This is a genomic window from Pseudomonas sp. o96-267, assembly GCF_003935465.1.
Lineage (GTDB): Bacteria > Pseudomonadota > Gammaproteobacteria > Pseudomonadales > Pseudomonadaceae > Aquipseudomonas > Aquipseudomonas sediminis.
Map to the genome: position 1 here is coordinate 1 of NZ_RHQP01000073.1, position 4,309 is coordinate 4,309.

Here is a 4,309-nt window from a genome sequence, read left to right on the forward strand (position 1 = left end):
GGTGCGCCTTGTGGAGAGAGCTTTTGGCATTGGGCCCTCGGCGCTGACGGAGGCCATGGGCATGCTCAACCACCATTTCGCAGCAGCCGCCTGATCGGCGCAGAGCGACAGCCTACCTCTGACTGCCGCCAATCTTTGCAACAGAGCCAGTCAGGTGGTGAGTCCACTCATGATCAACAGCGATGCACTCGGCCCTGCGAAAATTACATCGAGATTAGTGCCGGCTCAGTTAGCCGCGTGCTCAGAAAGCCCAGCTGGATCAATTACTCGAATATGCCGAAAACCGATCTTAATCAGTCCCGCCTTTTCCAGTTGTTTTAGCAGCCCGTTGATAGTCTGGCGGGAAGAACCAAGTATGGAGGCTAAATCCGCCTGAGAAACATTCAAAATAACTTCCTCAGAGCCTGTTGCCTGTGGTTGCAGCAACGACAGTTCTGCTAAACCTGTACGCAGCCGTTGCAGCGGCACGATCATCTGGCCATCGGCAAAGTGCCGCATAAAAGCGGCATAGCGCTTGGCAATAAAAAGTGTAATTGCCTTGCAATAGAGAGGTTCCTCTTCAAGGATTCGCTCGAATTGCTGCAGAGGCAGCATTAGTAATTGCACATTGGTATCGGCGATCACAGCCACATCGGCCTTTTCGCCTGTAATCAGGGCGAGGAAGTTGAACCAAAATCCTCTCTCGCCAATCATATAAAGCTTCTCCTCACCCTCGAATAGCAGCCGCGAAACCCGCACGCGCCCCTCAAGCACTACTGAGGCTGCAGTCGGTCGGCTGCCTTGGGCAGTGATCACCTGCCCTTTGCGATAGTGGCGCAATACGGAAGACTGGATGATTTTGTCTTGCACTTCCCCCGGCAAGCTTGCGAACCAGTCATCTGCCTCGCGCAGGCGGTAGATTGTCTGATGGGCTGCGTCATCTATGTTTTGCATTTGGAAACCTTGGAAACATCGATGTTGGGTCTTAACCACATTCGACAGTTTCCCAAGATATGGGATGCAGGGGAAGCCGAATTAACGGCTCGCAGCTAACAGCGGCACCACCCTATCCCGGTGCAGCAGCAGCAGGGCTAAAGACAGCAAGTAGTGCAGCCATTGGATGCCAGATAGCGGTCCGAGCATCTCTTCACCGGTTGCACCGGCCGCTAGACTAACGATGAACACTAGCGCCGCCCCGAGTGGCATTACCCGCCGCGTCACTAAGGCTGTGGCACAGATTAACAAGACAGAGCCAAGAGGCACCAGCATGCGCCAGGTGTCAAATCCCGACACGCTAATCACCACCCCGAAGCTCCCAACCAAGAGCGCGAAGCGCCCTGCGGCCGTGATGCGCTGAGCAACAGAGTCATCTGGCCAGCGCAGTGCAATGACCAGCAGCGGGAAACCTGCGCTGGCGGCAACCAGGCCGGTAAAGCGATGTGGGCCGGCGAACAACTCACCATACTGGTAATGCAGTGTACCAATCGCTGCCGCCAGGCCGATCAGGCCGCAACCAATGGCTAGAGCAGGGCGCTGGCGCAGCTGGACAAAGGCAATGGAAAAGGCAACCACAGCCAAGATCAAGTCGGAAATGGCATCGGCATTCATTGGGAAGTCCACAAAGCAGCAGGTTTGAAGGAAGTGCGGCTGAGCCATGCAGCGCTGCCTAGCATTACAACCAATAACATCAGCTTGAGTGCGATGGGCATACTAAAACCGAACCAGTCAGGTAGAGCAGCAAAGGCAATGCCCAGTCCTATGACACGGCACTGCTCAAAACGCCGTGCATTGGCACGTCCTTCCAATAGTGACGTGAGAGAGATTGCCGAAATGGCAAAGCCAGCGGCGTAGAGTGCCAGTAAGGTCTTCGGCAAGGTGTTGAGTAGCGTCAGAAAATGCATGAGGAACAACATTGCAAGCACCTGATGCACTACCGCATAGCGTTTGACCGCATCGGGTGTACACGGATCGTAATACTTAAACTGCGACGGCTCGTAAGGCTCGCTCGCCTCATCGTGCCAGCCACCAGGTGGTGCCAGCCAGACGCCAAGTTTAGCCCGCCAGCCCGGGGTGGCTTTGGATTTCTGCCAGAGCTCAATGTAGTAATGCATGTTGCCCCAGAATGGGTTAAGGCTCTGCAACGGTGTGCGCACGCCGTAGATGACCTTCTCGTCCTTGCGCTCCTCGGCGAAGGTACCGAATAGGCGATCCCAGAGAATCAGAATGCCCCCGTAGTTTGTGTCCATGCAGTAGTCATTTTGCCCATGATGGACGCGATGGTTTGAGGGTGTGACGAAGATGCGATCAAGCCAGCCCAAACGACCAATTACCTCGGTATGCACCCAGTACTGGTAAAGCAAGTCGATCAGCAACACCCCGGCAAACACGCTGGGCGGCACACCGGCCACTGCCATCGGTAGATAGAATATCCAGCCCAGAAGTGCGCTCGTCGAGGACTGGCGTAAGGCTGTTGCCAGGTTGAAGTACTCGGAAGAGTGATGCGATACGTGCCCGGCCCACAGCAAGCCAATTTCATGGTTCATACGGTGATGCCAGTAGTAGAAAAAGTCGTAGGCCACAAGGGCTCCGACCCATACCCACAGGCTATCGCTAGGCAAGGTCGTGGCGCGGTAGGCTTCGAATACCAGAGTGTAAACGCCCAGTTTCGCAAACTTGGTGAACGCCCCAACCACCTGGCTCAATAGACCATATTGGTAGCTGCTGATGGCATCAGGTATGGAATACGCCGCTAGCCCGCGGCGGTGCGCCAGCCATGCTTCCAGCAAGGTGGTGGTTAAAAAAATCGGTATGGCAAACACGATCAGATTCATTGCGCGCGATCCTTTTCTCTCGACTCAAGAAAGTTGAGCGGCTGATGGCTTTCAGCGACTCAGCGACCAGGCAAGTTAGCACTCTTGACTGTGCCCACTTGTCGGCTCGGCGACAGGTTCTGCACGGCAATAGTGGCAACCTAGCTGACCACTCGTGCCGGGGCTCAGTGCTCAGTGCAGCCCTGGTGTAGTCCACTTCAAGGAGAATAAGCGTGAGTAAAGTAGTCGCAATTAGCGGTGGATTCGGTTGTCTAGGTATAGCGGTAGGCGAGGCGTTCGCGGCCAATGGTTGGCGGGTGGCCCTGATTGATCAGGCCAGCGTGCCGCGACCCCTGGCCGACACGGCGCGCTCTGAAAAACTGCTTATCGGCGCGGTCGATCTAACCGATCTGCACATGGCAAATTGTGCAATGCAGCAGGTGCAGCAGCATTTTCAAGGATTAGATGCGCTCATCAACGTGGCGGGTGGTTTTCGCTGGGAGACCATCGAGGGCGGCGATCTTGCGACCTGGGATTTGATGTATCAAATGAACGTGCGCACTGCCGCAACGGCTAGCATGGCCGCGCTGACACACCTGAAGAAAGCCGAAGCCGGGCGCATTATCAACATTGCAGCCGGAGCGGCCAGTAAGGCCAGCCTAGGCATGGGGGCCTATGCTGCAGCAAAGTCCGGGGTGATGCGCCTTACGGAGGCGTTGGCCGAAGAGTTGAAAGATCAGCGCATCACGGTCAATGCGATCATGCCATCGATCATCGATACCCCGCAGAACCGCCTCGATATGCCTGATGCGGATGCCACCCGCTGGGTTACGCCAGAGCAGGTCGCTAATGTGATCGTATTTTTAGCCTCTCAGGAGGCTAGTGCAATCACAGGTGCAGCTATCGCTGTAAATGGGCGGTGCTAATTTATTAGGCCGGCTGTCGACATAGCAGAGTGGCTGCCTAGAGCCGTTCTTCTCACCCAGGGTTCGCCCGATCCTAATGATCCTAATGATCCTAATGATCCTAATGCGGCATGCGTGGCCTATGCGTGGGGAACTGACTGGTGTTGCCGGCGGAGAGCTAGCAGCCCTCGGTAGCAGGTCCCAAGTCCTTAGGGTCGACCACCACATACTTTGCCAAGGCGTGTGTCCGCAGCAGTTGTAAGCGACAACATTAGAAAAATACGCGCTAGAAAACCGCCCTATCCCTTGTGGTGCCCACACTATTTCGCTGCCTGGATACGGTATCCAAAATAAGGTTTGAATCCACCGATAAGGAGATGACCTTGAAGCCCTCATATTTGGCTAACGTCACAAGTTTTAGCGATGACCACTCTAATCCTGGCGGCCTCGCCTTCTCAGGCTAACTGGGATCAGGCGAATGCCTTCGAGGAAGGCCAGCAGCGTGTTGCCATCGGTAAGGATCCAATGCCAGGCCCTCGAGGGTGTGCAGAATTTTGTGTAACCGGGGCTTGGGTTACTGCTGCGGCAGCCTGTCTTCGTAACTGATCGTAAAGC

4 protein-coding genes and 1 pseudogene are annotated in these 4,309 nt (G+C 55.4%); 2 read left to right on the plus strand and 3 right to left on the minus strand.

Annotation, left to right across the window (positions count from 1 at the left end; all coding sequences use genetic code 11):
• Positions 1-94 (plus strand): annotated as a pseudogene (locus tag EGJ86_RS24655) (IS6 family transposase); the annotation flags it as partial.
• 131 nt (positions 95-225) lie between these two features.
• Here the strand turns inward: EGJ86_RS24655 and EGJ86_RS24660 are convergent.
• The 3 genes from EGJ86_RS24660 to EGJ86_RS24670 form a co-directional block, all read right to left on the minus strand.
• Complete coding sequence (locus EGJ86_RS24660; protein WP_125836929.1) at positions 226-933, minus strand: Crp/Fnr family transcriptional regulator; 708 nt, start codon at positions 931-933, stop codon at positions 226-228.
• A gap of 81 nt (positions 934-1,014) precedes the next feature.
• Complete coding sequence (locus EGJ86_RS24665) at positions 1,015-1,587, minus strand: hypothetical protein (RefSeq protein ID WP_021219115.1); 573 nt, start codon at positions 1,585-1,587, stop codon at positions 1,015-1,017.
• Positions 1,584-2,810 carry a sterol desaturase family protein gene (locus EGJ86_RS24670; protein ID WP_021219116.1) on the minus strand — a complete coding sequence of 409 codons (1,227 nt, stop codon included), beginning with the start codon at positions 2,808-2,810 and terminating at the stop codon, positions 1,584-1,586. Before EGJ86_RS24670 ends, EGJ86_RS24665 begins: the two co-directional genes overlap by 4 nt.
• A 212-nt stretch (positions 2,811-3,022) precedes the next feature.
• On the opposite strand from EGJ86_RS24670, the gene EGJ86_RS24675 reads away from it, so the two are divergent.
• Complete coding sequence (locus EGJ86_RS24675) at positions 3,023-3,715, plus strand: SDR family NAD(P)-dependent oxidoreductase (RefSeq protein ID WP_021219117.1); 693 nt, start codon at positions 3,023-3,025, stop codon at positions 3,713-3,715.
• Positions 3,716-4,309: the final 594 nt, after the last annotated feature.

Excerpts from the sequence above, each read along its gene's own strand:
- EGJ86_RS24660 (WP_125836929.1), bottom strand. The coding sequence starts at position 933 with ATGCAAAACATAGATGACGCAGCCCATCAGACAATCTACCGCCTGCGC.
- EGJ86_RS24670 (WP_021219116.1), bottom strand. The coding sequence starts at position 2,810 with ATGAATCTGATCGTGTTTGCCATACCGATTTTTTTAACCACCACCTTG.
- EGJ86_RS24665 (WP_021219115.1), bottom strand. The coding sequence starts at position 1,587 with ATGAATGCCGATGCCATTTCCGACTTGATCTTGGCTGTGGTTGCCTTT.